This is a genomic window from Streptomyces sp. CG 926, assembly GCF_003148825.1.
GTDB lineage: Bacteria > Actinomycetota > Actinomycetes > Streptomycetales > Streptomycetaceae > Streptomyces.
Window position 1 is genome coordinate 1 of sequence record NZ_QGGZ01000011.1, and the last position, 24,188, is coordinate 24,188.

Genomic DNA, 24,188 nt, shown 5'->3' on the forward strand with positions numbered 1-24,188 from the left:
CCGCAGGACGAGCGCACAACCCCGCCCCACAGCCGAGACAAACCAGTAAGGCGCGAGCCGAGGAGACACCCCACCCCGGCCCCCCGCCCCGACCCCCCACCGACACCGAGTCACGGACCCGCCAAATCCAGCCCCGCCGGCGATTGAGGCGCAGGGCCCGGCGCAGCCCGAGCCGCACCGCACAGGCACAGGCCCGCCATATTCAGCCCCGCCGGCGTTTGAGGCGCGGGGTCCGGGGCGGAGCCCCGGGGGACGGGTCGGCCAGAGCTAGCGCTACGCGTCCAGGCCGATCGCGAAGGCCGCTTCCAGGTCGTGCTGCGAGTACGTGCGGAAGGCCACGTGCGTGTCCGTCGCCTCGACGCCCGGGATCTTGCTGATGCGGCCGGGGATGATGTCCGCCAGGTTCTCGTGGCGGGCCACCCGGACCAGCGCGATCAGGTCGTACGTCCCCGTGACGGAGTAGACCTCGCTGACGTTCTCGAGGGCGGCGATGGACTCGGCGATCTCGGGGATCCGGTCCACGCTGGTCTTGATGAGCACGATCGCGGTGATCACGGCTGGCTGTCTCCCTCGGTGGCCGTCGCTGGTCCGCTCACTCTAGTCGTACCCCGATAACGGGCCCACGCGTAGAGGAAGCCGAGCGAGAAGCCCACCAGATGGGCCAGGTAGGCGACTCCCGGCCCGCTGCCGGCCCGCTGCGCCGCCACCCATTGGAGGGCGAACCAGAACAGCAGCACGATCCACGCCGGGAACCGCAGCGGCAGGAAGAAGAGGAACGGGAACAGGCTCGTCACCCTCGCCCGCGGGAGCAGGAAGAGGAACGCGCCCAGCACGGCCGAGATGGCTCCGGAGGCCCCGACCAGGGTTTGCGGGGAGCCCGCGTTGGCCGCCGCGTACGCCGCCATCGCCAGGTAGCCCGTACAGAGGTAGAAGCCGAGGAACGCCGGGCGCCCCATCCGCTCCTCCGCCATCGCACCGAAGACGTGCAGGAACAGCATGTTCCCGAGCAGGTGCAGCCAGCTGCCGTGGACGAACAACGCCGTCAGCGGGGTCAGCCAGGCCCGGGGGGTGCCCGTGAACAGCTCGTCGGGGACGACGCCCCAGCGCCGGAAGTAGGCCGTCCCGGCGGACAGCAGCTCATCGCCCGTCCCGTAGGCCGGGTTGAGCCCCGAGGCCGGGCCGAGTACGAACACCACGGCGCAGCCCGCGATCAGCGCGTGGGTGACCACCGGTCCCCGGGCGGCCTCGCGAACGGCCCGCCACTTTACGATCATGTGACAGAGCATGACGTAAGGGGACCCACCTGAAGCGGTGGCAGGCCGTAGGGTTACGAGCTGCGGTCCGCAGGACGACGCATACGGCGGCGCGGGCGGCTTTAATTGAATCAGCTACGAAGGAGAGAGCGGCCTGATGACGGTTCCCCTGCCGACCGACACCACCCGGTGGCGCTGCACCCTGTGCGGCAACCTCACGCGCTTCGACGTGACCCGTTCGTCGAAGGTCGTCGAGTACGTCCACCTGGACCTCGCCGGGGAGCCCAAGGTCGAGGAACGCGAGGTGGTCAATGAGACCATCGAGTCGGTCCGCTGCCGCTGGTGCAACGCGGTGGACCAGATCGAACTCGTGGACAGGCCGGGCGCGGACTCCTGACGGAGGCGCACCCACAGGAAGATCACGGTAGGGGTGACGGATTGTGGAGCCAGCAAGCGGCGCTGAGCCGGCCGACGCGGCCGGCGACGCCGCCGAGGCGCTCGACCACCCGCTGCCGGAAGGCGTGCGGCGCCGGGTCGTCGCGCTCGTCTCGGACGCCTTCGGCGGACTGACGGTCGCGGACCTCCCGGCGCAGCTGCGTCAGTACGCCCGTTTCACCCCGACCCGGCGCGCCAAGTTCGCGGGCAACGCCATGGCTGCGGCGGTCGAGACCGACCCCGTGTTCCGCGGCAGGGTCGCGGAGAAGCTGCGCGAGGGGCAGGCCGACCTGGCCGCCGCGCTGGAGGCCGGAGCGCCCCCGGCCGCCGCGGATCCCCTCGACGTGGCGGCCGCCGCTTTCGTCCTGCGGCCCGCGGGTTGGGTCAAGCTGGTCGCCGCCGCGGGCGAGGAGGCGCAACGCGCCGACGCCGAGCGGGTCGGCGAGGAGACCCGGCGCGAGCTGGAGCGGCTGCGCGAGGAGCTGGCCCACGTACGGGAACTGCAGCGCACGGGCGGCGAGCAGGTCCGGGTCGAACTGGACGCGGCCCGCAAGGAAGCGGAATCGCTTCAGCGCAAGCTGCGCAGCGCCCTCAGCGACGTCAAGCGGGGCGACGCGGCCCTGCGCAAGGTGAATGCGGAGATCGACGGGATCCGCGGCGACGCGGCCGCCCGGGTGGCCGCCGCCGAGAGCGAGTCCCGGCGGCTCAAGTCCCGTCTCGCGGAGGTGGAGACGGCGCTGGAGACCTCGCGCCGGGCCACCCGTGAGGGGCGCAGCATCGAGGACATGCGGCTGCGGCTGCTGCTGGACACGGTGCTGGACGCGGCGCAGGGGCTGCGCCGCGAGCTGGCGCTGCCGCCGGTGAACACCCGCCCGGCCGACACCGTGGACGCGGTGGAGCCGGGTCGGATGACGCCGAAGGACATCGCGGCCCGGGCCCTGTCGGAGACCGATCCGGCGCTGCTGGACCAGTTGTTGGCGCTGCCCCAGGCCCATCTGGTGGTCGACGGGTACAACGTGACCAAGACGGGCTATCCGACGATGCCGCTGGAGAAGCAGCGGCTGCGGCTGCTGGGCGGGCTGTCGATGCTGGCCGCGCAGACGGGCGCGGAGATGACCTGTGTCTTCGACGGGGCGGAGCTGGCGGCCCCGGTGCTGCTCGCGCCGCCGCGCGGGGTGCGGGTGCTGTTCTCCAAGGCCGGGGTGACGGCGGACGAGCTGATCCGCCAGTTGGTGCGCGCGGAGCCGCCCGGCCGGCCGGTGGTCGTGGTCTCCACGGACCGGGAGGTCGCCGACGGGGTGGCCAAGGCGGGCGCGCGGCCCGTGACGTCCGCTTTGTTGCTGAAGCGGCTTTCGCGCGTTTCGTAACTCCTCGCCCTGATGCCCGAATTGGTGGGACTCGCGGAGGACACACCGTCAAGTGCCCTGCACAGAGCGTGCGCTGTAGGTAAAGAACCTGGTGGGGGACCGAATTTTTTCCCGGCAGGATTTGAACTGATCACAGATGGGTCACTAGGGTCTGGTCAAACCTTCGTGCGGTAGATCACTCATTCGGGGTGGCGGCGAAGGTGCTGCCGAGTTGCGTTATTCGGCGGCTCCCAGGAAGAAGGAGCTCGCCTTCGTGGCGTCCCACCGTCGACCCAAGCAGCCGAACCGCGCTCGTGTGACCGTACTCACCTCGGTCGCGGCCGCGGCCGTCGCCCTCACCGCGCAGAGCGCCTCCGCCGCGCCCGCGAAGCCGAGCAAGGACGAGGTCAAGAGCCAGGTCGACGCGCTCTACGAAGAGGCGGAGCAGGCCACCGAGAAGTTCAACGGGGCCAAGGAGCGCCAGGACAAGCTGGAGAAGGAGATCGGCCAGCTCCAGGACCAGGTCGCCCGCGGCCAGGGCGAGCTCAACGACCTGCGCAGCACGCTCGGTTCGATGGCCAGCGCCCAGTACCGCAGCGGCGGCATCGACCCCTCCCTCGCGCTCCTGCTCTCCGAGGACCCCGACAGCTACCTCGACAAGGCCTCCTCCCTGGAGCACCTGAGCGCCAAGCAGGTCGAGGGCGTCCAGCGGATCCAGGACAAGCAGCGCACCCTCGCGCAGCAGCGCCAGGAGGCCGCCGGCAAGCTCGCCGACCTCGACGCCACCCGCAAGGAACTCGGCGAGAAGAAGAAGGTCTCCACCGAGAAGCTCGCCGCGGCCCAGGCCCTCCTCAACACCCTGACCGCGCAGGAGCGCGCGGCCATCAAGGACGAGGACACGCGCGCCAGCCGCGCCGACAGCCAGCGCGTGGACCTCGGCAACGTCAAGGGCTCCGGCCGCGCCGCGATCGCCCTCGAAGCCGCCAAGACGAAGCTGGGCTTCACCTACCAGTCCGGCGGCACCGGCCCCAACGTCTACGACTGCTCCGGGCTGACGCAGTGGGCCTACAAGCAGGCCAACGTCAGCATCAGCCGCACCACCTTCACCCAGATCAACGACGGCACCCGCATCAGCCGCAGCCAGCTCCAGCCCGGTGACCTCGTCTTCTTCTACGGCGACCTGCACCACGTCGGCCTCTACGCCGGCAACAACATGACGCTGCACGCCTCGAACCCGCGCAGCGGCATCAAGTACGAGTCGATGGACAACATGCCCTTCCAGTTCGGCGTCCGCGTCGGCTGATCCGCTCCACCCCCGGCTCCGGGACGCGCCGCACACCGCCCATCCGGGCGAATTCCCGGGCCCGAGTCTGACCGCACGCCCCGCCGGTGACCTGCGTCTCCGGCGGGGCGTCGGCATGTGCGCCCGCCGACGGTCGTTGGTCGGGGTGTGTTCACGCCGCTACTGTCTGCCAGCGCGGAACCCGGCACACGACCGTCCACGGGGGGCGGACCCGGGCCCCGCACAGCGGAAGGGAGCGGTTTCACGTGGCGTCCCATCGCCGGGCCGGGCTCGGCAGCCTCGACCGGAACACGAAGGTCACCGTCCTCACCGCCGCCGCGGCCACGGCCGCGGTCGCCATGACGGGCGTACCCGCGAGCGCGGCCCCCGGCCTCCCGTACGAACCCGGCGGCGGGGCGAGAACCGGCATCAGCGCCCAGGTCGACCGCCTCTTCGAGGAGGCCGAGCAGGCCACCGAACGCTTCAACGAGGCGGGCGAGAAGGCCGACCGGCTCCGCATCGAGGTCAACCGGGCCCAGGACGCGGTGGCCCGCGGCCAGGAGCGCATCAACACCATGCGGGGCGTCCTCGGCACCTACGCCGGAGCCCAGTACCGGGGCGGCGGCATCGACCCCGCCGTCGGGTTGATGCTCTCCGAGGACCCCGACGCGTACCTGGAACGGGCCGCCGCGCTCGACCGGCTGACCGGCCGCCAGGCCCGGCAGCTCGAGGAACTCCGCGAGGAACAGCGCGAACTCGGCCAGGAGCGCCAGGAAGCCTCCCGCAAGCTCGCCGAACTCGACGCGCTGCGCTCCGACGTGGCCCGGCACAAGCGGTCCGTCACCGCGAAGCTCGCGGCCGCCCGACGGCTGCTCAACGCCATGCCCTCCGGGGAGCGGGCCGACTACGAACGCTCCTCGCGCTCCGGGGGCCGCCCCGAGGGGCTGCCCGACCTCTCCTCCCTCGGCGCCTCCTCGGGACGCGCCGCGACCGCCGTGATGGCGGCCCGGGCCGCGGTCGGCCGGCCGTACGTGTGGGGCTCCACCGGCCCCTCCGGCTTCGACTGCTCCGGGCTGATGGTCTGGTCGTACCGGCAGGCCGGGGTCTCGCTGCCGCGCACGTCGCAGGCCCAGCGGCACGCCGGCCGGCAGGTGCCGCTGTCGCAGGCCCGCCCCGGCGACCTGGTGACGTACCGCTCGGACGCCAGCCACGTCGGCATGTACGTCGGCAACGGCCAGGTGGTGCACGCCCCGTACCCCGGGGCCCGGGTCCGCTACGACCCCGTCGGGATGATGCCCGTCTCCTCGGTGACCCGCCCCTGATCGCACCCGTGCGTACGATCGTCGGATGTCCCCCGTCCGTCGGCCCCTCGTACGCGTGCTGCCGCTCCTGCTGAGCGTGCTGCTCGCCGGGTGCGGCGCGCCCGCCCCGCGGGACGCCGCCGAGCGGGACATCCGGGAGGCCGTCGCCGACTGGGCGCGGACACCGCCCGAGCGGCTCGCCGGGATCCCGCTGGAGGGCTGGGCCTACGAGGTCTCCGAGGTCCGGCGGGACGGCGGGCAGGCCACCGTCCGGGCGGACCTGCGCTACCGGCTCGGCGGCTACGACGCGGCCGCGGCCGGCTCGGCGCGCGAGGTGCGCGTCGCCCGGGAGAACGGCCGGTGGACGGTCACCGGGGACCGGGCGGCGCCGGGCGCCCTGCCGCAGCTGTGGGACCAAGGCCCGGTGGCGGTGGTCCGCGGGACGCACTCGCTGGTCCTGGGCGTCGGGCAGGAGGCGGGGACGCTGTCCGCGATCGCGGCGGAGGCCGACCGGGCGGTGCCCGCGGCGAGCGCCGCCTGGCCGGGGCCCTGGCCGGGCCGGACCGTGGTGCTGGTCCCCGGGTCCGTGGACGGGATGGCGGAGCTGCTGGGCCGCCCGGCCGCCGAGTACCGGGGCATGGGGGCGATCACCACGGGCCGGGTGGGCGCGGGGGCCGCCCCCGCCGACCGGGTCGTCGTGAACCCGCAGGGGTGGGCGGAGCTCAGCTCGATGGGCCGCGGGGTCGTCCTGACCCACGAGGTCACCCATGTGGCCACCCGGACGGCGACCACCGCCACCACCCCGCTGTGGCTCTCCGAGGGCTTCGCGGACCGGGCGGCCTACCGCGGCTCCCCGGCCACCCCGGAGCAGGCCGCCCCGGCCCTGGCCAGGGCGGTACGCCGGGGCGAGGTCCCGGGCGGCCTGCCCCGGGCGGAGGACTTCGCCTTCGGCGGTGATCCGGAGGCGTTGGCCCGGGCGTACGAGGGCGCCTGGCTGGCCTGCCGGCTGATCGCGGACAGATGGGGCGAGGCGGCGCTCGTGGACCTGTACGGGAGGGCCGGGCGCGAGCCGTGGCCGGTGGCCGTGCGCGGGGCCCTCGGAGTGGACCCGGAGGCGCTGACGAAGGACTGGCAGGAGGCCCTGCGGGCGGAGTTCCGCTGAGGGTGTCCGGTACGTTGGCAGCGATGCACAAGACGCTGATCGTGACCAACGACTTCCCGCCGCGCCCGGGCGGTATCCAGGCCTTCCTGCACAACATGGCGCTACGGCTGGATCCCGACCGGATCGTCGTCTACGCCTCCACCTGGAAGCACAGCGCGGAGGGCCGCGAGGCCACCGCGGCCTTCGACGCGGAGCAGCCGTTCCAGGTGATCCGCGACCGTACGACGATGCTGCTGCCGACCCCGCGCGTGACGCGGCGGGCAGTCGGCCTGCTGCGCGAACACGGCTGCGAGTCTGTGTGGTTCGGGGCGGCGGCCCCGCTCGGGCTGATGGGCCCGGCGCTGCGGCGGGCGGGGGCGCGGCGGATCGTGGCGACCACCCACGGGCACGAGGCGGGCTGGGCCCAGCTGCCGGCCGCGCGGCAGCTGCTGCGCCGGATCGGCGAGGGCACGGACACGCTGACCTACCTGGGGGAGTACACGCGCTCGCGGATCGCCTCGGCGGTGACGGACCGGGCGGCGGCCCGGATGGTGCAACTGCCGCCAGGGGTGGACGAGAAGACCTTCCACCCGGGATCGGGCGGGGCCGAGGTCCGGGCCCGGCTCGGCCTGACGGACCGGCCGGTGGTCGTCTGCGTCTCGCGGCTGGTGCCGCGCAAGGGGCAGGACACACTGATCGAGTCGATGCCGCGGATCCTGGCGGCGGTCCCGGACGCGGTGCTGCTGATCGTGGGCGGCGGGCCGTACGAGGCGGACCTGCGGGAGCTGGCCGTCTCCACCGGGGTCTCGGACTCCGTGGTGTTCACCGGAGCCGTCCCGTGGTCGGAGCTCGCGGCCCACTACGGCGCGGGTGACGTCTTCGCCATGCCGTGCCGGACCCGGCGGGGTGGGCTGGACGTGGAGGGGCTCGGCATCGTCTACCTGGAGGCCTCGGCGACGGGCCTGCCGGTGATCGCGGGCGACTCGGGCGGGGCGCCGGACGCGGTGCTGGACGGCGAGACCGGCTGGGTCGTGCGGGGCGGGTCCCCCGAGGAGGCGGCGGACCGGATCGTCACCCTGTTGAAGGACCCCGAGCTGCGGGCGCGGATGGGCGCCGCCGGTCGCGCGTGGGTCGAGGAGAAGTGGCGCTGGGACCTCCTGGCGGAACGTCTGCGCGAGCTGCTGTAGCCGCTCCCGGGGACTCCGCCCCCGGACCCCCGCGCCTCAAACGCCGGCGAGGCTGAATTTTGCCGGTTCCGGCTGACGATTTCAGCCCCGCCGGCGTTTGAGGCGCGGGGTTCGGGGCGGAGCCTCGACAGCGGAGCCGCCGGAAACCCGCTGCGCAGCCACGTCTGACTGTCCCTCAGATATCTGTCAACACCGCGTATGGGCGGAAGGTTGGATTCCGCCCATGATGCGGCCATGACATCCAACCTGACGCGCCGTCAACTATTGGGACTCGGCGCCCTCTCGACCGCCGCGGCGCTCGGCTTCACCCGGATCTCGGCGGCTTCCGCCGCGGCCGTGGAGCCCGCCGCCGCCTCGTACGCCCCCGCCATCGTCGTCGGCTCCGGCTACGGCTCCGCCGTCGCCGCCCTGCGGCTCGGGCAGGCGGGCGTACGGACCGTCGTGCTGGAGATGGGCCGGCTCTGGGACACCCCCGGGGCCGACGGCAAGGTCTTCCCGTCCACCTCCGCACCCGACCAGCGCTCGATGTGGTTCCGCAACCGCACCGAGGCCCCGCTCGCCCAGTTCCTCTGGCTCGACGTGGTCAACCGCGACATCAGCCCCTACCCCGGCGTCCTCGACCGCGTGAACTACGGCGACATGTCCGTGTACGTCGGCCGCGGGGTCGGCGGCGGATCGCTCGTCAACGGCGGTATGGCCCCCACGCCCCGTCGCTCGTACTTCACCGAGGTGCTGCCCCAGGTCGACGCCGACGAGATGTACGGCACCTACTACCCCCGCGCCCGCGCCATGCTCGGGGTGAACGACATCGACCCGGCCTGGTTCGAATCCACCGAGTGGTACCGCTTCGCCCGGATCTCCCGCAAGCACGCCCAGAACACCGGACTGAAGACCGTCTTCGTCCCCAACGTCTACGACTTCGCGTACATGCAGCGCGAGGCGGCCGGTACCGCCACCCGCTCGGCCCTGGCCGGCGAGGTCATCTACGGCAACAACCACGGCAAGAAGAGCGTCGACAAGACCTACCTCGCCGCCGCCGTCGGCACCGGCAACGTCACCATCGAGACCATGCAGCGCGTGGTCGGCGTACGGCCCGACCCGGCCGGGGGATACGTCCTGACGGTCCGGACCAGCGATGTCACCGGACGGGTCACCCAGGTCCGCGAACTCGGCTGCAAACAGCTCTTCCTCGGGGCCGGGAGCCTGGGGACCACCGAGATCCTGCTGCGGGCCCGCGAGACCGGGACCCTGCCCGCGCTGAGCGACAAGGTCGGGCTCGGCTGGGGCCACAACGGCAACGTCATGACCGCCCGCGCCAATCACCTGTGGGACACGGTCGGCTGCAACCAGGCCACCATGCCCGCGATGGGCATCGACGACTGGGACAACGCCTCGAACCCGGTCTTCGCCGAGATCGCCCCGCTCCCCATGGGCATCGAGCACTGGATATCGATGTACCTGGCCATCACCAAGAACCGGGAGCGCGGGCACTTCACCTACGACGCGGCCACCGACTCGGCCCGGCTCAACTGGCGGCGGGACCAGAACACGCCCTCGGTCAACGCGGCGAAGAACCTCTTCGACCGCATCAACTGGCGGAACTTCACGATGTACCGGTACGACCTCTTCGGCGACAACAGGGCCTTCGCCGACAACTTCACCTACCACCCGCTCGGCGGCTGCGTCCTCGGGGACGCCACCGACGTGTACGGGCGGGCCAAGGGCTACCAGGGGCTGTACGTGGTCGACAGCTCCCTGATCCCCGGATCGCTCGGCGTGAACCCCTTCGTGACCATCACCGCCCTCGCGGAGCGGAACATGGCCAGGATCCTCGCCGAGGACCCCCGCTAGGTCCCGACCGGCCGCGGACGAGCCGCGGACCAGCCATGGACCGACTGCGGACTAGCCGCGGTACAGCGCCTCGATCTCGTCCGCGAAGTCCTTCGCCACCACATTGCGCTTCAGCTTCAGCGACGGCGTGATGTGACCCGACTCCTCCGTGAACTGGGAGGGCAGAATGCGGAATTTCCGCACCGATTCCGCCTTGGAAACCGCCGCGTTGCCGTCATCGACGGCCTTCTGGACGGCGGCGATGAGGTCCGCGTCCTCGCGCAGCTCCGCCGCCGTCACTCCGGCCGGCTTGCCGTTCTCCGTGGCCCACCGGCCGAGGAACTCCTCGTCGATGGTGACCAGCGCCGCCACGAAGGGCCGCGCGTCGCCGACCACCATGCACTCCGCGACGAGCGCGTGCGCCCGGATCCGGTCCTCGATCACCGCGGGGGCGACGTTCTTGCCGCCCGCCGTGACGATGAGCTCCTTCTTGCGGCCGGTGATCGTGAGGTAGCCGTCCTCGTCGAGGGTGCCGACGTCGCCGGTGTGGAACCAGCCGTCGGTCAGCGCCTCGGCGGTCGCCGTCTCGTTCTTCCAGTAGCCCGTGAAGATCTGCTCGCCGTGCAGCAGCACCTCGCCGTCGTCCGCGATGCGCACCACGGAGCCCGGCATGGGCTGGCCGACCGTACCGATCTTCTGCTTGTCCCACGGGTTGAAGGTGGTCGCCGCACAGGACTCGGTCAGGCCGTAGCCCTCCAGGACCGTGAAGCCGATGCCGCGGAAGAAGTGGCCGAGCCGCTCACCCAGCGGGGCGCCGCCGGAGATCGCGTACTCGCCGCGGCCACCGAGGACCGCGTGCAGCTTGCTGTAGACCAGCTTCGAGAAGAGCTTGTGCTTGAGCTTGAGTCCGAACGACGGACCGCGCGGGGTGTCCAGCGCACGGCTGTAGGCGATGGCCGTGTCGGCCGCCGCGTCGAAGATCTTGCCCTTGCCCTCGGCCTGCGCCTTGGCGCGCGCCGAGTTGTAGACCTTCTCGAACACCCGGGGGACGCCGAGGATCAGCGTGGGGCGGAAGGACTGCAGCTCGTCGGTGAGGTTCTTGATGTCCGGTACGCAGCCCAGGCGGATCGGCGCCAGTACGGCCGCCACCTCCACCAGACGTCCGAAGACGTGCGCGGCCGGCAGGAACAGCAGCACCGAGCACTCGCCGGTCTTGAACAGCGGGCTCAGGCGCTCCACCGCGTTGCCGCACTCCGCGAAGAAGTTGCGGTGGCTCAGCACGCAGCCCTTGGGGCGGCCGGTGGTGCCCGAGGTGTAGACGATGGTGGCCGGGTCGTCGGCGTTGGCCAGGCTGCTGCGCTCCTCGACCTCGGCGTCGGAGATCTCCGCGCCGGCGGTCTTCAGCGTCTGCAGCGCACCCTGCTCGATCTCCCAGACCTCGCGCAGCTCCGGCAGTCGGTCGCGCAGCGAGGCCACGGCCGCGCTGTGCGCCGGGCTCTCCACGATGACGGCGACGGCGCCGGAGTCGCCGAGGATCCACTGGACCTGCTCGGCGGAGCTGGTCTCGTACACGGGGACGGTGACGCCGCCCGCGCTCCAGATCGCGAAGTCGAACAGCACCCACTCGTAGCGGGTGCGGGAGATGAGGGCGACCCGGTCGCCGGGCCGGATGCCGGCCGCCATGAGGCCCTTGGCCGCGGCGCGGACCTCGGCGAGAAATTCCGTCGCGGTCACGTCCTGCCACCGGCCGTCGACCTTGCGGCTCATGACGGCGGTGTCTGGATGCTGAGCGGCGTTGCGGCGGATGAGATCCGTCAGGTTCCCGTCCGACGGGACCTCGTACAGGGCCGGAAGGCTGAACTCGCGCAAGACTGCTGCTCCTCTGGGCGCCATCGCCACCATGTGGACCGACCGGACGTTACCCACCGGTAGTGGGTTCCCGATAGGGGGAACCGGCCAGATGTTCCGTGCGTCACATTCTGCACTTACCCTGCCTCACCACTTACGTGCAGACAGTAGTCGACCCCCTTTGCAACTCGGAAGTAACCGCAGGTCCGACCGCCCTTCCCGCCCCCTCTACCCGCCGTCACCAGGCAGCCCTAGGGTTGTCCGCATGGCTGGCAGCATGCGGGGACGGCAGTTCGGTACGGGCGGATCGAGCCGGGGACCAGGCCCTGGGCCGGGCCGCGACGCGGGTCGCGACGCGGGCCCCGGTCCGGGCCGCACCCGGGTCCACGTCGTGAGCGACGTGCACGGCAATGCCGAGGACCTCGCCCGCGCGGGCGACGGGGCCGACGCCCTCATCTGCCTCGGCGACCTCGTGCTCTTCCTCGACTACGCCGACCACTCGCGCGGGATCTTCCCCGACCTGTTCGGCGTCGAGAACGCCGACCACATCGTCGAGCTGCGCACCGCGCGCCGCTTCGAGGAGGCCCAGGCCTTCGGCCGGCAGCTCTGGGCCGGCCTGGACCGGGACACCCTCATCGAGGGCGCCGTCCGCCGTCAGTACGCACAGATGTTCGCCGCCTTCCCCACTCCCACGTACGCCACCTACGGCAACGTCGACGTCCCGGGCCTGTGGCCCGAGTACGCCGACCGCGACGGCATCACCGTGCTCGACGGCCAGCGGGTCGAGATCGGCGGCCGCGTCTTCGGCTTCGTCGGCGGCGGACTGCCCTCCCCGATGCGCACCCCCTACGAGGTGGACGAGGAGGAGTACGCCGCCAAGGTCGAGGCCCTCGGCGAGGTGGACGTGCTCTGCTCGCACATCCCGCCCGAGGTGCCCGAGCTCTGCTACGACACGGTCGCCCGCCGCTTCGAACGCGGCAGCGAGGCCCTGCTCGCCGCGATCCGCCGCACCCGCCCCCGCTACGCCCTCTTCGGACACGTCCACCAGCCGCTCGCCCGGCGGATGCGCATCGGGAACACCGAGTGCGTGAACGTGGGCCACTTCGCGTCCACCGGCCGGCCCTGGGTCCTCGAATGGTGAAGATCGAGCCGCTTTCCGGCGGCCTCCCACGGGGTGCGGGAGCCGGGCGGGAGGCACTGGAGTGGCGACGTCCACACGCGCGGTAGCCTTCACGCGGCGGCCCCAGGCCGCACACATCCTCGAACCACCCCAGCTGCCGCTGGGAGGTAACCCCAGCCCGGAGGAGCCACCGCGATGGCGGAACACACCAGCTCAAGCATCACGATCGAGGCTGCGCCCACCGACGTGATGGCCGTGATCGCCGACTTCGCCCGTTACCCCGAGTGGACCGGCGAGGTGAAGGAGGCCGAGGTACTGGCCACCGACGCCGAAGGGCGCGCCCAGAAGGTCCGTCTCCTGCTCGACGCGGGCGCCATCAAGGACGACCACACCCTCGCCTACACCTGGAAGGGCACCGACGAGGTCAGCTGGACCCTGGACAAGTCCCAGATGCTGCGCCAGCTGGACGGCTCCTACCGACTGGCCGCCGTCGACGGCGGCAAGCGCACCGAGGTCACCTACCAGCTGACCGTCGACGTCAAGATCCCCATGCTCGGCATGATCAAGCGCAAGGCCGAGAAGGTCATCATCGACCGCGCGCTCGCGGGCCTGAAGAAGCGCGTCGAAACCGTCTGATCCCGCTCCCTGCTCCCTGCTCCCTGCATTTCGCCTTCCGCTTCCCGCTTCCCGCGCACCGGACGGGCCGAGGAACGCGCCGCGCGCCCCATCGGGCCCACCGCCCGCAGGCGCGCGGCCCACGGACCACCACCGACCCGGAGCACCTGCACATGCACACCTTGCTGATCACCGGCCCCGGCGGGGCCGGGCGGACCACCGTGGCGGCGGCCACCGCCCTCGCCGCGGCCCGCCACGGGCAGCGGGTGCTGCTGCTCTCCGGCGACATCGGGGACCCGCTCACCGCCCTGGTCGGCGACCCGGCCGCCCCCGGGCTGCGGGTGGCCCGAGTCGACTCCGGTGAGGAGTTCCGCGAGGAACTCGTCGCCCTCCAGCAGCGCGGATCCGCCCTGCTCGGCATGGTCGGAGCCCGGCCGCTGGGCGCCGAGGAGATCACCGAACTCCCCGGCGCCGAGCAGTTCGCCCTGCTCCGCGCCCTGCGACGGGCCGCCGCCACGCCCGACACCGACCTCGTCGTCGTCGACATGCCACCACTCCACCAGAGCGTGGCCACCCTCGCCCTCCCCGCCCAGCTGCGCCGCTACCTCGCCCGGCTGCTGCCCGCCGAACGGCAGGCCGCCCGCGCCCTGCGACCCGTACTGGCCCAGCTGGCCGGCGTACCCATGCCCGCGCAGTGGCTGTACGAGACCGCCGCCCGCTGGGACGAGGAGCTGGCCGCCGTCCAGGCCGTCGTCGAGGCCGACACCACCGAGCTGCGGTTGGTCGCCGAGCCCGGCCCGGCCGCCGCCGACGCGCTGCGCCTCGGCAGGCTCGGACTCGCCCTCCAGCAACTGCCCGTCTCCGCCGTCGTCGCCAACCGCATGCTTCCCCAGGACTCCACCGACACCTGGCTCGCCGGGCTCGCCGCCCAGCAGGAGAAGTACGCCGCCGAGTGGGCCGCCGAACTCCCCGTGGTGCCCCTCGCCCACCTAGGCCGGGACCCGCGCGGCCCGCAGGACCTGGAGCGGCTCGCCGCCGTCGACGCGCTCGTTCCGCAGGCGCCCGCACCCCGCCGGGCCTGGGCCGTCGAAGACCGGCTCGCCGAGGACGGAGTGCTCGTCTGGGTGGTACCGCTGCCCGGCGCGCACAAGCGCGACCTCGACCTCGTCCGCCGCGGCGACGAACTGCTGCTCACCGCTGGCCCCCACCGCAGGATCGTTCCGCTCCCCGGGGCGCTGCGCCGCTGCACCGTCTCCGGCGCCGCCCTCGCCGAGGGGGAGCTCCGTGTCCGCTTCACCCCCGACCCGGGGCTGTGGCCCCGCGCGCAATGAACCGTGTACCCCCGTTCGGGTACCGTCGAAGGTAGTCCGTACCGCACGCCCAGCAGCATCCGCAGGAGAGAGTCCGCCATGAGCGAGGCCACCGACCGTCCCGCCGACGACGACGCCTGGGCCGGCGCCTGTGCCGAGGATCTCGCCGCCGAGCAGGCCCGCCGCCGCGCACAGGAACAGGCGGAGGCCGGTGGCACCGGCACCGCCGCCGAAGAGCTCTTCAAGCTCTTCGAAGCCGTCGCCGACAAGGTGTCCGGGCTGAACAACCCGCTGTTCGGCGGGGCCGCACAAGGGGCGGTGCGCCAGATCGTCGACCAGGCCAAGACCGCCGCCAAGCCCGTCATCGAGCGCAATCCGGAAGTCTTCGACCACCTCGCGGCCGCCGGTTCCGAACTGCTCGCCGCCTACCGCTCCGCCGTCGAGGGCCACGAGCGCCGCTGGACGCGGGGCGAGCCCCCGGCCCCGCGGCAGGCAGCCCACGACCGCGACCCGCGGGACGAAGGCCCCGACGACGGCCCCACCGAGCGGATCGATCTCGACTGATCCTCCGGAAGCCTCGGGTACGGTTGGCCGTGGCGGGGTTTGACCGGAAACCGAGGGACTAATGGGACTCACCATCGGCGTCGACATCGGCGGCACGAAGATCGCGGCCGGCGTGGTCGACGAAGAGGGCACGATCCTTGAGACGTACAAGGTGCCCACCCCGCCGACCGCGGACGGAGTGACGGAGGCGATCTGCGCCGCCGTTTCCGAGGTCAGCAGCAACCACACCATCGAGGCCGTCGGCATCGGCGCCGCCGGATACGTGGACGACAAGCGCGCGACCGTACTCTTCGCGCCCAACATCAACTGGCGGCACGAGCCGCTGAAGGACAAGGTCGAGCAGCGCATCGGCCTGCCCGTCGTCGTCGAGAACGACGCGAACTGCGCGGCCTGGGGCGAGTACCGCTTCGGCGCCGGCCAAGGCCACGACGACGTCATCTGCATCACCCTCGGCACCGGCCTGGGCGGCGGCATCATCATCGGCAACAAGCTGAGGCGCGGACGCTTCGGCGTCGCCGCCGAGTTCGGGCACATCCGGGTCGTCCCGGACGGCCTGCTGTGCGGCTGCGGCAGCCAGGGCTGCTGGGAGCAGTACGCCTCCGGGCGCGCGCTCGTCCGGTACGCGAAGCAGCGCGCCAACGCCACCCCCGAGAACGCGGCGATCCTGCTCGCGCTCGGCGACGGCACTGCCGAAGGCATCGAGGGCAAGCACATCAGCGAGGCCGCCCGGCAGGGTGACCTGGTGGCCATAGACGCCTTCCGCGAGCTGGCCCGCTGGGCCGGCGCCGGACTGGCCGACCTGGCGTCGCTGTTCGACCCGTCCGCCTTCATCGTCGGCGGCGGCGTCTCGGACGAGGGCGACCTGGTGCTCGACCCGATCCGCAAGTCCTTCAAGCGCTGGCTGGTCGGCGGAGCCTGGCGCCCGCACGCCCAGGTCCTCGCCGCGCAGCTGGGCGGCAAGGCCGGGCTCGTCGGCGCGGCCGACCTGGCCCGCCAGGGCTGATCGTTTCCCCTTCTTTCCAGGTATACCGCCCGTCGCGCCCCTTGGGGGAGCGGCGGGCGGCTGCGTATCTTGCGGGGCATGGACCAGCTGCCGAAGTCCCGTACGGAGCCCGACGGTTCTGCCGTGATCCGGGTGCTCAGCTACAACATCCGCTCCCTGCGCGACGACGAGGAGGCGCTGGCCCGGGTCATCCGGGCGTGCGAGCCCGACCTCGTCCTCGTCCAGGAGGCCCCCCGGTTCTTCCGGTGGCGCAAACACGCGGCCCGGCTGGCCGCCAAGTGCGACCTGGTGGTGCTGGGCGGGGGAGCGACGGCGGCCGGGCCGCTGCTGCTGTGCTCGCTGCGGGTCTTCGTGGAGCGCACGCAGGACGTGCTGCTGCCGCGCACCCCCGGCCTGCACCGCAGGGGCTTCGCCACGGCGGTGATCCGGATCGGGGGCGTGCGGCTGGGACTGGCCTCCCTGCACCTGTCGCTGCAGGCGGCGGAGCGCCTGGCCCACGCGGAGCTGCTGCTGGAGCGGCTGGCCGGCATGGACGTGCCGTACGCGATCGCCGCGGGCGACCTGAACGAGGGCCCGGAGGGGCCGGCGTACGGGCGGCTGGCCACCGAGCTCCAGGACTGCCGGGAGGTGGCCCCATGGGGCGGCGGACCGACCTTCCCGGCGGTGGCGCCGGACCGCCGGATCGACGCCGTGTTCGCCACGAAGGGGGTGGAGGTGCTGGCCTGCGGTGTCCCCGAGGGGCTGCCGGGCCTGTCCACCGAGGACCTGCGGTCGGCGACGGACCACCTGCCGGTGCTGGCGGCCCTGCGGCTCGCGGCCGCGCCGTAGCGCGGCGGCGGTCCGGGGCGCGGGTGCGGCGCGGTTTTCCGGGGGCGCCGCCCCCGGACCCCCGCGCCTCGAACGCCGGCGAGGCTGAAAGAGCGCCTCGAACGCCGGCGGGCCCGAAAAGAGCAGAGCGACCGGCGTCAGCCGAAATCAGCCCCGCCGGCGATTGAGGCGCGGGGCCCCGCGAAGGGGTGGTTCACACGACCGCGCCGCGGCCCGGGTCGTCGTCGTCCTCGTCGTCGTGCTGCATGCGTGCGATCAGCGTCGCGAAGCCGCCCAGGAAGCCGCCGATGCCCAGCGTCGTCAGCCACCAGGTCATCTCCCACTGCAGGAGCACCGCGAGCAGCAGCAGCACCGGGCCGCCGACGACCGCCAGCCACGCGAACTTCGACGTCGTGTCCGCCGGCGGGAGCTCAGGCTCCGGGGGGACGAAGTGGCCCTCCTCCGCCGGACTCAAGTCATCGTCCTTCGGCTCCGCCGGCGAGTGGTCCCGGGGGCCCGCCATGCCCACGCCCGGGGCGAAGACCACGGAGCTGCCCAGCGCCACCGCGGGCCCCGGGTCCGCGTCCGGCTTCGGGTCGGCCTCGGGGTCGCCCTTCGGGTCCGGTCCGGACTCCGGCGGCAGCGGCTTGACGTCCTCCTCCGGCAGGAGAAGGTTCTCGATGGGTCTGAACGGCCGAGCCCCCGGCGGGTCCGGCGGTTCCTGCCCGTACCCGGCGACGATCGCCGCCCACGCCGCTTCCTCGTCCAGCGGCGGAACCCCGCCCGACTGCTCCTCGTGCTCAGCCACCGGCCTCCGCCCCCTCCCTGCCCACGCTCTCCGCCAGTCGGCCGATGAACGCATAGCTGTCCGCGAAGATCCGCTCCGCGTCATGGTCCAACGTCGCCACGTGGTAACTCTGTTCCAGCAGGGTCTCGGTGACATCCGTGGAGGACACCCGGGCCAGTACCCGCGCGGAGTCCACGGGCGGTACGACATGGTCCTGCGGGCTGTGCAGCAGCAGCAACGGCTGCGTCACCTGCGGCAGCTCGGCGTCCACGAGCCGCAGGAACTTCTTCAGCGAGTGCGCGGCATGGGTCGGGACCCGGTCGTACCCGACCTCCTCCGAGCCCGGCTTCGCGATGTCACTGGCGATGCCCGGCGTCGACCGGATCAGGTGCTTGGTCACCGGCAGGGTCACGGCCAGCGGGTCGTGCACCTTGTTGGCCGGGTTGACGAGCACCAGGCCGCTGATCGCGTCCCCGTGCTTGGCCGCCAGCCGCAGGGACAGCGCCCCGCCCATCGACAGCCCGAAGACGAACACCTGCTCGCACCGGTCCAGCAGTTCCCGCAGCGCGCGATCCACCTCGGCGTACCAGTCCTGCCAGCCCGTGAGCTGCATGTCCTGCCAACGCGTCCCGTGCCCGGGGAGCAACGGCAGCGACACCGTGAGGCCCCGCCCGGCGAGGTACTCGGCCCAGGGGCGCAGAGACTGCGGGGAGCCGGTGAAGCCGTGGCAGAGGAGGACGCCGACCTCTCCGCCCTCGTGGCGGAACGGCTCGGCTCCAGGGAGGACGGGCACCAGGGTCTCCTTGATCACGATGTACGTCGGATGGGTGCGTTGCTCTGTGTGACTTCACCGTACGCGACGGGGGTGGCACCGGCCAGGGTCGTCGGGCCCCTGCCGGTGTAGGCACGGGATATGGTCTGTTCGACAGACACAGGAAGGCTTTCGAGTTGATCTACGGCGCAATGAAGTTCTCCATCGGCGGTTCACTGAAGCTCGCTTTCAGGCCGTGGGTGGAGGGCCTCGAGAACATTCCCGCGGAGGGGCCGGCGATCCTCGCGAGCAACCACCTGTCCTTCTCCGACTCCTTCTTCCTGCCGGCGGTGCTGGACCGGAAGGTCACCTTCATCGCGAAGGCGGAGTACTTCACCTCCCCGGGGGTCAAGGGCAAGCTGACGGCCGCCTTCTTCAAGGGCGTCGGCCAGCTCCCGGTGGACCGCTCCGGCGCCCGCGGGGCCGGCGAGGCCGCGATCCAGAGCGGCATCGACGTCATCGAACGCGGAGAGCTGTTCGGTATTTACCCCGAGGGCACGCGTTCACCCGACGGACGCCTCTACCGCGGCAAGCCCGGCGGCCTGGCCCGGGTGGCCCTGGCCACCGGTGCGCCCGTGATCCCCGTGGCGATGATCGACACGGAGAAGATCCAGCCGCCCGGCAAGGTGGTCCCCAAGCTGATGCGTCCGGGGATCCGGATCGGCAAGCCGCTGGACTTCAGCCGCTACCACGGCATGGACAACGACCGCTTCATCCTCCGCTCGGTGACCGACGAGGTCATGTACGAGATCATGAAGCTCTCCGGTCAGGAGTACGTCGACATCTACGCGACGGCGGCCAAGCGCCAGATCGCCGACGCCGAGAAGGCCGAGAAGGCTGCCAAGGCCGAGAAGGCTGCCAAGGCGGACAAGGGCGAGAAGGCCGACGGCACGTCGGAGTAGCTGCGCGTGGGCGGTACCGCCCGCGAGGGGTGGGGGAGATGGCGAAACGCGAACGCGTCGTACGCATGTCGGTCGAGCAGCCGCTCTGGCGTGCCCTGACCGGGTACCGACTGCTGACCATGGTCTACGCGGCGCTGCTGTTCGCGGCCGCGTACAAGGAGTTCCCGCGGCCGGGGGTCGCGGTCGGCTACCTCGCGTTCCTCGCGGTCTGGACCCTCGCCACCTCCCGCAAGGTGGCGAACGCGGCCAGCTGCACCAAGGGTTTCCTCGTCGCCGACCTCACCGTCGCGATCGTCGGGATCGTGCTCACGCCGGTCGCCGACACCCAGGCGCGGATCCACGCGGGCGGCTCCACCCTCCCGACCATCTGGACGGCGGGCGCGGTCCTCGGCTTCGCCATCAAGGGCGGCTGGCGTTGGGCCTGCTTCGCCTCCACCTTCGTGGCGGCCGCCAACCTCGCCATCCACACCGGCAAGCCCACCGAGGACACCCTGCACAACGTCCTGCTCGTCTGGGTCGCCTCCGTGGCCATCGGCTACGTGGTCGAGGTCGCCCGGGCCAGCGAGAACACCCTCGCCCGGGCCCTGGAGATCGAGGCCGCCACCCGCGAGCGCGAGCGCCTCGCCCGCGACATCCACGACGGGGTCCTCCAGGTCCTCGCCATGGTCCAGCGGCGCGGCAGCGAGCTCGGCGGCGAGGCCGAGGAGCTCGGCCGGATGGCGGGGGAGCAGGAGGTGGCGCTGCGCACGCTGGTCTCCAGCGGGCTGGTACGACCCTCCCGGGTCTCCAGCGACGAGTCGCGCGGCGCGCTGGTGGACACCTACGAGGTGGACGAGCCGGGCACCGACGACGGCGAGCTGGACCTGCGCACGCTCCTCGCCCCGCACGCCGGATCCCGCGTGAGTTTCGCCGAGCCGGGCACCCCGGTGCCGCTGCCGGTGCCCGCCGCGAAGGAGCTGGCCGCGGCGGTCGGCGCCGCCCTGGACAACGTGCGCAAGCACGCCGGTGACGGCGCGCGGGCCTGGATCCTCGTCGAGGACTGGGGCGACGAGGTGATCGTGACCGTTCGCGACGACGGCCCCGGCATCCCGGCGGGCCGGCTCGACCAGGCGGCGGGCGAGGGTCGGATGGGAGTGGCCCTGTCCATCCGCGGCCGGCTGCGCGATCTCGGCGGCAGCGCCGATCTGGTGTCCGTCCCCGGGCAGGGCACCGAAGTGGAACTGAAGGTACCCAGGGGGAGGACGGACAAGAGATGAGCGAGCGCACCGACGTGAACGACCCGAACCGGCCGAACGAGCTGCACGAGATCCGGGTGATGGTCGTCGACGACCACCCGATGTGGCGGGACGCGGTCGCCCGCGACCTGGCCGCGGCGGGCTTCGACGTCGTCGCCACCGCCGGCGACGGCCCCGAGGCGGTCCGCCGGGCCCACGCCGTCACGCCCGACGTGCTGGTCCTCGACCTCAACCTGCCCGGCATGCCGGGCGTGCAGGTCTGCAAGGAACTGGTCGGCGCCAACCCGGCCCTGCGGGTCCTGGTCCTGTCGGCCAGCGGTGAGCACGCGGACGTCCTGGAAGCGGTGAAGTCCGGCGCGACCGGCTACCTGCTGAAGTCCGCCGGCGCCCAGGAGCTGATCGACGCCGTCCGCCGCACCGCGGCCGGCGACCCGGTCTTCACCCCGGGCCTGGCCGGGCTGGTGCTCGGCGAGTACCGGCGCCTGGCCACCGACCCGCTGCCCGCCGCCTCGGACGAGCCGAAGGCCCCGCAACTGACCGACCGCGAGACCGAGGTGCTGCGGCTCGTGGCCAAGGGGCTGTCGTACAAGCAGATCGCCGAGCGACTCGTCATCTCCCACCGCACCGTGCAGAACCACGTCCAGAACACCCTGGGCAAGCTGCAGTTGCACAACCGCGTGGAACTCGTCCGGTACGCCATAGAACGCGGACTCGACGACGCGTAGTACCCGCACGAGGGACGTCCACACCGTCCGTCGATCGTACTTACGAACTCGTACGAGTGAACGGGCGTACGCAACGCCTCACGATTCCACCGGAATTGCCCTCTCCAGGGCCCTTGCTGTGACCTGGGTCACCACTAGCGTGACCGTCATGGCGATTGGAGATTCCATGAAGGTCGGAGTGCTGACCGGCGGCGGCGACTGCCCCGGGCTCAACGCGGTGATCAGGGCCGTCGTCCGCAAGGGCGACCAGGAGTACGGCTGCGGGTTCGTCGGGTTCAAGGACGGCTGGCGGGGTGCGATCGAGGGGCGGACCGTCCCCCTCGACATCCCCGCCGTCCGCGGCATCCTGCCCCGCGGTGGCACCATCCTCGGCTCCTCGCGCACCAATCCGTTCAAGACGGAGAACGGTGTGCGGGACATCAAGGAGAACCTCGCGAAGTACGAGGTGGACGCGCTCATCGCGATCGGCGGGGAGGACACCCTCGGGGTCGCCGCCCGGCTGTACGAGGAGTACGGCATCCCCTGCGTCGGCGTGCCCAAGACCATCGACAACGACCTGTCGGCCACCGACTACACCTTCGGCTTCGACACCGCCGTCGGCATCGCGACCGAGGCCATCGACCGGCTGCACACCACGGCCGAATCGCACATGCGCGTCCTGGTCGTCGAGGTCATGGGCCGGCACGCCGGCTGGATCGCCCTGCACTCGGGGCTCGCGGGCGGCGCCAACGTCATCCTCATCCCGGAGCAGCGCTTCGACGTGGACCAGGTCTGCGCCTGGGTGACCTCCCGGTTCCGGGCGAGCTACGCGCCGATCGTGGTCGTCGCGGAGGGCGCGATGCCCAAGGACGGGGAGATGGTCCTGAAGGACGGCACCCTGGACTCCTTCGGCCATGTCCGACTCTCGGGCGTCGGCGAGTGGCTGGCCAAGGAGATCGAGACGCGCACCGGCAAGGAAGCCCGTACGACGGTGCTCGGGCACGTCCAGCGCGGTGGCACGCCGAGCGCCTTCGACCGGTGGCTCGCGACCCGGTTCGGGCTGCACGCGATCGAGGCCGTGCACGACAGGGACTTCGGCAAGATGGTCGCGCTCAAGGGGACGGACATCGTCCGGGTGCCGATCGCGGAGGCCACGTCGAAGCTGAAGACGGTCGATCCCGCGCTCTACCAGGAGGCCGGAGTCTTCTTCGGCTGAGCGGCGACCCGCCACCATGGGCCGTATGGTGACAAACGGCCCATGGTTCGAGGTGCGGGAGCAAGCGTGGAGATCCTGGCGTTCGGTGTGACCGCCGACGAGAAGCCGCTCCTGGAGCAGGCCTTCGCGGGGCAGCACGAGATCCGCTGCCTGGACGTCTTCCTCGACGAGGACACCGCGCCGATCGCCGCCGGGTACGAGATCGTCTCCTCCAGCGTGAACGCCGACCTGAACGGCCGGGTGCTACGGGTCCTGGCGGCGGGCGGGACGAAGCTGATCGCCCAGCGGTCCACCGGCTTCAACAACATCGACCTGGACGAGGCCCGCCGCCTCGGCATGACGATCAGCCGGGTCTCCTCCTACTCGCCCCACTCGGTGGCCGAGTTCGCCTGGGCCCTCGCCATGGCCGTCAACCGACGGATCGTCCGGGCCTCGATCCGGACCCGGGACTTCGACTTCCGCCTGAACGGGCTGATGGGCCGGGACTTCCACGGACGCACCGTCGGCGTGCTCGGCACCGGAAAGATCGGTGAGGCGTTCACCCGGATCGCGGGCGGCTTCGGCATGCGCCTGTTGGGCTGGGACGTGGTGCAGAACCCGGCCTGCCTGGAACTCGGCATGACGTACGTGGACAAGGACGAGCTGCTCGCCTCCTCGGACCTGATCAGCCTGCACGTACCGCTGCTGGAGTCCACCCGCCGCATCCTCGACGCGGCGGCGCTGAGCCGGATGCGGGACGACGCGATCCTGATCAACTCCAGCCGCGGCGGACTGATCGACACCGAGGCGCTGGTCGACGAGCTCCGGGCGGGCCGCTTCACGGGCGTCGGCCTGGACGTGTACGAGGCGGAGGCCGGCGTCTTCTTCCTGGACAAGTCGCTGGAGGCCGTCGAGGACGACACCCTGGCCCGCCTCGTCACCTTCCCGAACGTCGTGGTGACCTCCCACCAGGCCTACTACACGTCGGACGCGGTGGGTCAGATCATCGCCACCACCGTCGCCAACGTGGCCGACCACCTGGCCGGTCGCCGCTCCGAGAACACCCTCGTCCCGCCCGAACAGGCTCCATGACCCGGGAGTTCACCCGGACTTCGGCATCCGGCCATACCGTCGGGCCGGGGTGGGGCCTAGATTCGGCCACGTGGACGTCCCTACCGTGTTCCGCTGGATCCTCTCGGCCTTCGCCGCCATCCAGCTCTTCTACGCCCTGCGGGCCCTGCGGCCCGCCCTCCGCGCCGAGTCGGGCCGCCGGGTCGACCCGTGGCTCACCTTCGCCGATCACGCCGTCGGCGCCGCCGTGTCGGTGGCGCTGGCGGCCGGCAACCTCACCGCCGTCCTGTACGGGTCGGCCGTGCTGGGACCGATCCTGACCTGCCAGCTGGTGCGCCACCTCCGGCCCGGCGGGCCCCGGGGCGTCGAGAGCCGGACGGGCTGACGGCCCAGGGGTGCCGTCCGGCCCGCAGGCAGCCGGCCCGTTCGGCATCGGCCCGT

The 24,188-nt window shown here is 72.1% G+C and carries 24 protein-coding genes; 19 read left to right on the forward strand and 5 right to left on the reverse strand.

What is annotated here, in order from left to right:
• Positions 1-273: 273 nt before the first annotated feature.
• Together BCL76_RS27060 and BCL76_RS27065 are read right to left on the reverse strand one after the other, a co-directional pair.
• Entirely contained in the window at positions 274-555 is a 282-nt protein-coding gene (locus BCL76_RS27060; protein WP_030013053.1) for an Lrp/AsnC family transcriptional regulator, read from the reverse strand.
• Positions 552-1,274 carry a rhomboid family intramembrane serine protease gene (locus tag BCL76_RS27065; protein ID WP_375137969.1) on the reverse strand — a complete coding sequence of 241 codons (723 nt, stop codon included), beginning with the start codon at positions 1,272-1,274 and terminating at the stop codon, positions 552-554. Before BCL76_RS27065 ends, BCL76_RS27060 begins: the two co-directional genes overlap by 4 nt.
• A 136-nt stretch (positions 1,275-1,410) precedes the next feature.
• On the opposite strand from BCL76_RS27065, the gene BCL76_RS27070 reads away from it, so the two are divergent.
• The 7 genes from BCL76_RS27070 to BCL76_RS27100 all read left to right on the forward strand — a co-directional run bounded on the left by BCL76_RS27070 (position 1,411) and on the right by BCL76_RS27100 (position 9,796).
• Positions 1,411-1,650 (forward strand): hypothetical protein, encoded by a 240-nt coding sequence (locus BCL76_RS27070; protein WP_008738811.1) that lies wholly within the window; start codon positions 1,411-1,413, stop codon positions 1,648-1,650.
• A gap of 40 nt (positions 1,651-1,690) precedes the next feature.
• Positions 1,691-3,055, forward strand: coding sequence for an NYN domain-containing protein (locus tag BCL76_RS27075; protein WP_109782026.1), 1,365 nt, complete (start codon positions 1,691-1,693; stop codon positions 3,053-3,055).
• A 253-nt stretch (positions 3,056-3,308) separates the two neighbouring features.
• Positions 3,309-4,337, forward strand: a complete 1,029-nt coding sequence (locus tag BCL76_RS27080; protein ID WP_109782027.1) for a C40 family peptidase — start codon at positions 3,309-3,311, stop codon at positions 4,335-4,337.
• Between the two features lie 245 nt (positions 4,338-4,582).
• Positions 4,583-5,638, forward strand: coding sequence for a C40 family peptidase (locus tag BCL76_RS27085; RefSeq protein ID WP_109782028.1), 1,056 nt, complete (start codon positions 4,583-4,585; stop codon positions 5,636-5,638).
• 25 nt (positions 5,639-5,663) lie between these two features.
• Positions 5,664-6,779 (forward strand): hypothetical protein, encoded by a 1,116-nt coding sequence (locus BCL76_RS27090; protein ID WP_109782029.1) that lies wholly within the window; start codon positions 5,664-5,666, stop codon positions 6,777-6,779.
• A 23-nt stretch (positions 6,780-6,802) separates the two neighbouring features.
• A complete protein-coding gene (locus tag BCL76_RS27095; RefSeq protein WP_109782030.1) occupies positions 6,803-7,945 on the forward strand; it encodes a glycosyltransferase family 4 protein in 1,143 nt (380 codons plus the stop codon).
• Positions 7,946-8,179: 234 nt separating this feature from the next.
• The gene (locus BCL76_RS27100) at positions 8,180-9,796 is read left to right on the forward strand and encodes a GMC oxidoreductase (RefSeq protein WP_109782031.1); all 1,617 of its coding nucleotides are present in this window, start codon (positions 8,180-8,182) and stop codon (positions 9,794-9,796) included.
• 51 nt (positions 9,797-9,847) lie between these two features.
• Here the strand turns inward: BCL76_RS27100 and BCL76_RS27105 are convergent, their stop codons facing one another.
• Entirely contained in the window at positions 9,848-11,644 is a 1,797-nt protein-coding gene (locus BCL76_RS27105; protein ID WP_109782032.1) for an AMP-dependent synthetase/ligase, read from the reverse strand.
• 370 nt (positions 11,645-12,014) lie between these two features.
• Here BCL76_RS27105 and BCL76_RS27110 point away from each other — a divergent pair, with 370 nt between their 5' ends.
• The 6 genes from BCL76_RS27110 (at position 12,015) to BCL76_RS27135 (ending at position 17,063) form a co-directional block, all read left to right on the forward strand.
• On the forward strand, positions 12,015-12,764 hold the full coding sequence (locus BCL76_RS27110) for a metallophosphoesterase family protein (RefSeq protein ID WP_109782033.1): 750 nt from the start codon (positions 12,015-12,017) through the stop codon (positions 12,762-12,764).
• 174 nt (positions 12,765-12,938) lie between these two features.
• Complete coding sequence (locus BCL76_RS27115; RefSeq protein ID WP_030773594.1) at positions 12,939-13,379, forward strand: SRPBCC family protein; 441 nt, start codon at positions 12,939-12,941, stop codon at positions 13,377-13,379.
• Positions 13,380-13,531: 152 nt separating this feature from the next.
• Complete coding sequence (locus tag BCL76_RS27120) at positions 13,532-14,689, forward strand: ArsA family ATPase (RefSeq protein WP_109782034.1); 1,158 nt, start codon at positions 13,532-13,534, stop codon at positions 14,687-14,689.
• Between the two features lie 78 nt (positions 14,690-14,767).
• Entirely contained in the window at positions 14,768-15,232 is a 465-nt protein-coding gene (locus BCL76_RS27125; protein WP_109782035.1) for a DUF5304 domain-containing protein, read from the forward strand.
• Positions 15,233-15,293: 61 nt separating this feature from the next.
• Positions 15,294-16,235 (forward strand): ROK family glucokinase, encoded by a 942-nt coding sequence (locus tag BCL76_RS27130; RefSeq protein ID WP_030773585.1) that lies wholly within the window; start codon positions 15,294-15,296, stop codon positions 16,233-16,235.
• A 78-nt stretch (positions 16,236-16,313) separates the two neighbouring features.
• Positions 16,314-17,063, forward strand: a complete 750-nt coding sequence (locus BCL76_RS27135; protein WP_109782036.1) for an endonuclease/exonuclease/phosphatase family protein — start codon at positions 16,314-16,316, stop codon at positions 17,061-17,063.
• Between the two features lie 193 nt (positions 17,064-17,256).
• Here the strand turns inward: BCL76_RS27135 and BCL76_RS27140 are convergent, their stop codons facing one another.
• Positions 17,257-17,850, reverse strand: coding sequence for a hypothetical protein (locus BCL76_RS27140; protein WP_109782037.1), 594 nt, complete (start codon positions 17,848-17,850; stop codon positions 17,257-17,259).
• Positions 17,843-18,622, reverse strand: coding sequence for an alpha/beta hydrolase (locus tag BCL76_RS27145; protein ID WP_030731208.1), 780 nt, complete (start codon positions 18,620-18,622; stop codon positions 17,843-17,845). Before BCL76_RS27145 ends, BCL76_RS27140 begins: the two co-directional genes overlap by 8 nt.
• Before the next feature lie 170 nt (positions 18,623-18,792).
• Between BCL76_RS27145 and BCL76_RS27150 the strand changes: the two genes are divergently transcribed.
• From BCL76_RS27150 to BCL76_RS27175, 6 genes are all read left to right on the forward strand, one after another.
• Entirely contained in the window at positions 18,793-19,542 is a 750-nt protein-coding gene (locus BCL76_RS27150) for a lysophospholipid acyltransferase family protein (RefSeq protein ID WP_181382771.1), read from the forward strand.
• Positions 19,543-19,580: 38 nt separating this feature from the next.
• Positions 19,581-20,798 (forward strand): MacS family sensor histidine kinase, encoded by a 1,218-nt coding sequence (gene macS / locus BCL76_RS27155; RefSeq protein WP_181382754.1) that lies wholly within the window; start codon positions 19,581-19,583, stop codon positions 20,796-20,798.
• A complete protein-coding gene (locus tag BCL76_RS27160; protein ID WP_109782040.1) occupies positions 20,795-21,502 on the forward strand; it encodes a response regulator in 708 nt (235 codons plus the stop codon). The genes macS and BCL76_RS27160 overlap by 4 nt, the downstream gene beginning before the upstream one ends.
• Before the next feature lie 166 nt (positions 21,503-21,668).
• Positions 21,669-22,697, forward strand: coding sequence for a 6-phosphofructokinase (locus BCL76_RS27165; protein ID WP_109782041.1), 1,029 nt, complete (start codon positions 21,669-21,671; stop codon positions 22,695-22,697).
• 66 nt (positions 22,698-22,763) lie between these two features.
• Positions 22,764-23,768, forward strand: a complete 1,005-nt coding sequence (locus BCL76_RS27170; RefSeq protein ID WP_109782042.1) for a 2-hydroxyacid dehydrogenase — start codon at positions 22,764-22,766, stop codon at positions 23,766-23,768.
• 70 nt (positions 23,769-23,838) lie between these two features.
• Complete coding sequence (locus tag BCL76_RS27175; RefSeq protein WP_146228434.1) at positions 23,839-24,132, forward strand: hypothetical protein; 294 nt, start codon at positions 23,839-23,841, stop codon at positions 24,130-24,132.
• The last annotated feature ends 56 nt before the right edge of the window (positions 24,133-24,188 follow it).

What these genes read in the sequence shown, in the direction of transcription:
- BCL76_RS27090 (WP_109782029.1), top strand. Translation starts at nt 5,664, where the DNA reads ATGTCCCCCGTCCGTCGGCCCCTCGTACGCGTGCTGCCGCTCCTGCTG.
- BCL76_RS27130 (WP_030773585.1), top strand. Translation starts at nt 15,294, where the DNA reads ATGGGACTCACCATCGGCGTCGACATCGGCGGCACGAAGATCGCGGCC.
- macS (WP_181382754.1), top strand. Translation starts at nt 19,581, where the DNA reads ATGGCGAAACGCGAACGCGTCGTACGCATGTCGGTCGAGCAGCCGCTC.
- BCL76_RS27150 (WP_181382771.1), top strand. Translation starts at nt 18,793, where the DNA reads ATGAAGTTCTCCATCGGCGGTTCACTGAAGCTCGCTTTCAGGCCGTGG.
- BCL76_RS27135 (WP_109782036.1), top strand. Translation starts at nt 16,314, where the DNA reads ATGGACCAGCTGCCGAAGTCCCGTACGGAGCCCGACGGTTCTGCCGTG.
- BCL76_RS27100 (WP_109782031.1), top strand. Translation starts at nt 8,180, where the DNA reads ATGACATCCAACCTGACGCGCCGTCAACTATTGGGACTCGGCGCCCTC.
- BCL76_RS27125 (WP_109782035.1), top strand. Translation starts at nt 14,768, where the DNA reads ATGAGCGAGGCCACCGACCGTCCCGCCGACGACGACGCCTGGGCCGGC.
- BCL76_RS27115 (WP_030773594.1), top strand. Translation starts at nt 12,939, where the DNA reads ATGGCGGAACACACCAGCTCAAGCATCACGATCGAGGCTGCGCCCACC.
- BCL76_RS27070 (WP_008738811.1), top strand. Translation starts at nt 1,411, where the DNA reads ATGACGGTTCCCCTGCCGACCGACACCACCCGGTGGCGCTGCACCCTG.
- BCL76_RS27065 (WP_375137969.1), bottom strand. Translation starts at nt 1,274, where the DNA reads ATGATCGTAAAGTGGCGGGCCGTTCGCGAGGCCGCCCGGGGACCGGTG.
- BCL76_RS27165 (WP_109782041.1), top strand. Translation starts at nt 21,669, where the DNA reads ATGAAGGTCGGAGTGCTGACCGGCGGCGGCGACTGCCCCGGGCTCAAC.
- BCL76_RS27120 (WP_109782034.1), top strand. Translation starts at nt 13,532, where the DNA reads ATGCACACCTTGCTGATCACCGGCCCCGGCGGGGCCGGGCGGACCACC.
- BCL76_RS27160 (WP_109782040.1), top strand. Translation starts at nt 20,795, where the DNA reads ATGAGCGAGCGCACCGACGTGAACGACCCGAACCGGCCGAACGAGCTG.
- BCL76_RS27095 (WP_109782030.1), top strand. Translation starts at nt 6,803, where the DNA reads ATGCACAAGACGCTGATCGTGACCAACGACTTCCCGCCGCGCCCGGGC.